This is a genomic window from Nitrospirillum amazonense (assembly GCF_007828045.1).
In the GTDB taxonomy this organism is placed as follows: Bacteria; Pseudomonadota; Alphaproteobacteria; order Azospirillales; family Azospirillaceae; genus Nitrospirillum; species Nitrospirillum amazonense_C.
Window position 1 is genome coordinate 1 of sequence record NZ_VITN01000061.1, and the last position, 2,633, is coordinate 2,633.

The 2,633-nt window shown below is 67.5% G+C and carries 2 protein-coding genes; both read right to left on the reverse strand.

Features of this window, described 5'->3' with window-relative positions:
- Window positions 1-76: 76 nt before the first annotated feature.
- Window positions 77-946: an IS21-like element helper ATPase IstB gene (gene istB, locus FBZ89_RS30505; RefSeq protein ID WP_145754859.1), complete on the reverse strand. Its 870-nt coding sequence runs from the start codon at window positions 944-946 to the stop codon at window positions 77-79.
- Window positions 943-2,445, reverse strand: a complete 1,503-nt coding sequence (gene istA, locus FBZ89_RS30510; RefSeq protein ID WP_145754861.1) for an IS21 family transposase — start codon at window positions 2,443-2,445, stop codon at window positions 943-945. Before istA ends, istB begins: the two co-directional genes overlap by 4 nt.
- Window positions 2,446-2,633: the final 188 nt, after the last annotated feature.

A 2,633-nucleotide genomic window follows, 5' to 3' on the forward strand; every position in this document is an offset into this window, starting at 1 on the left:
TATAGCGCGACAATCTGTGTGAGAGGCTGGCGACAATCAGGATGAGAAGGGATGGTCGCGGCGTTGGAGGATTGCTCTATTTGTTTGTCGCTGGCAAGGGCGGTTTTTCTTCTTGATTGTCGCGGCGCGTCATTTCCTCGACGGTCTTGATTGTCGCGAATGTGGGCGGTCTTCCGGCCTTTGATTGTCGTTGGATGGCGGACCTTCTGCGATAGCTCTCGACGTTCATCTCGAAGATGGTTGCGTGATGGACGAGGCGGTCGACGGCGGCGAGGGTCATGGCCGGATCAGGGAAGACGCGGTTCCATTCGCCGAAGGGCTGGTTGGCGGTGATGAGCATCGAGCGGCGCTCGTATCGTGCGCTGATGAGCTCGAAGAGGACGGAGGTTTCGGCCTGGTCCTTGGTGACGTAGGCCAGGTCGTCGAGGATGAGCAGGTGGTATTTCTCGAGTTTGGCGATGGCGGCCTCGAGCGCCAGTTCGCGGCGGGCGACCTGGAGCTTCTGGACGAGGTCGGAGGTGCGGGTGAAGAGGACGCGCCAGCCGTTTTCGATCAAGGCGAGGCCGATGGCCGCCGCCAGGTGCGACTTCCCACCGCCTGGAGGCCCGAACAGGATCAGGTTGGCGCCCTTTTCGAGCCAGCCGTCGCCGGAACAGAGGGCGGTGACCTGGGCCCTGCTGATCATGGGAACGGCGTCGAAGGCGAAGCTGTCGAGGGTTTTGCCGGGCGGCAGGCGGGCGTCGCCGAGGTGGCGTTCGATGCGGCGGCGGTCGCGTTCGGCGACCTCGTGTTCGGCCAGTGCGGCCAGGAAGCGGACGGCGGGCCAGCCCTCCTTGTCGGCGCGGGCGGCGAACTCCGGCCAGATCAGCTTGATGGCCGGGAGGCGCAGGTCGTTGAGGATCAGGCTGAGCCTCTGCGCATCGATGGCGGGATTGACGGTGGTCATGCGGCCCCTCCGGTCAACAGGGCGTCGTAGGCGCTGAGGGGGGCCAACTTGACCACGACCTCGGGCAAGGCGCCGAGGGGCGGCGCGAAGCGTCGCCTGAGCGCGTCCATGTCGGGCAGACGGCCGGCGTCCATGTCGGCGGCGAGCGTGTCGGCCAGTTCGGCCTCGCAGGCCCGTTCATGGGCCAGGGCGAGGAGGTCGACCATCCGCCGGCAGGCGTCCTTCTCCGAGCCCGCCTCCAGCAGGCGCTCGAAGGTTCGCTTGTAGGCGTCCCGGGGGAAGAGCTGGTCTCGGTAGACCAGCCGCAGCAGGGCCATGGGCTTGCGCCGGAGACTGTGGATCAGGTGGCGGTAGTCGACGACATGGCCATGGGCGCCATTGCCCGCCGCCCGTCCACGCCGCAGGGTCATGAGGTGGGTGCCGCCGACGAACAGGTCCAGCCGGTCATCGTAGAGCCGGACGCGCAGGCGATGTCCGATCAGGCGGGATGGCACGGTGTAGAACACCTTGCGCAGCGTGAAGGCGCTGGAGGAGGTGACGGTGACGATGACCTCCTCGAAGTCGCTGGTCCGGCGGTCCGGCAAGGGGCGCAAGGCGGCGCGCTCGAGGTCGATGCGGGGTCCATGACGCCGGTTGCGGCGGCTGACCACCTCGTCGATGAAGCCGCGATAGGCAGCCAGGTCGTCGAAGTCCGGCGAGCCGCGCAGCAGCAGGGCATCGCGGATGGCCGCCTTCAGGTGGCCATGGGCGCTCTCGATCGAGCCGTTCTCGTGGGCAACACCCCGGTTGTTGCGGCTGGGTGTCATGCCGTAGTGCTGGCACAGCGCGTCGTAGCGGCGGGTCAGGTCCTGGCCGGCCTCGGCGTCCAGGTTGCGGAACGCCGCCGACAGGCTGTCGCTGCGATGGTCGGCCGGCGCCCCGCCCAGGGCCCAGAGCGCATTCTGCAGCCCTTCGGCCAGGGCCACGTAGCTCTCACCGCCCAGGATGACATGGGCATGTTCGAAGCCGGACCAGGGCAGGCGGAAGTGGTAGAGCCGATGATCGAGCGGGCAGCCGGCGACACGCACGCCCAGGTCCCCCATCTCCGTGAAGTCGGAGAGACCCAGTCGACCCGGCTCATGCGCTTGGCGGAAGATCACCTCCCGCTCCGTGCCATGAACCGCGCGCCAGGCGCGGATCCGCCGTTCCAGGGTCCGGCGCACCCCGGGGCTGAGGTCGGGGTGACGGCGCATCAGCTCCTCGTACACACCGATTGGCCGCAGGCCTGGCGCCGCCCTCAGCAGCGGCACGACCTCACTGTCGAAAATATCCGCCAGGGGGTCGGGGCGTCGACGGCCCCGCTCTTCCGTCCGCGCCGAGGGGAGAACAGGATCCCGTAGGATCCGATACCCCGTCGCCGTGCTGAACCCCGCCTTGGCCGCCGCCGCGGTCACCGGGATCGTCTGCCGCAACTTCATGAATAGCCTCATCTGATGGTCGTTGACGTGGCAGCCGGGCAATCACGGGGCATCCTCTGGAAATCCAAGGTGCCCCTTCTTTACCCGGCCGACCCCAACCATCCGCAGCACCCATAAAGGCGCCACACCAGCAGCTGTGCCGGCTACGGGCTACGCCCTCCGCCGGCACAGCTGCTGGCGATTCTCATCCTGATCGTCGCGCTGCTCTCATCCTGTTTGTCGCGCGGCAG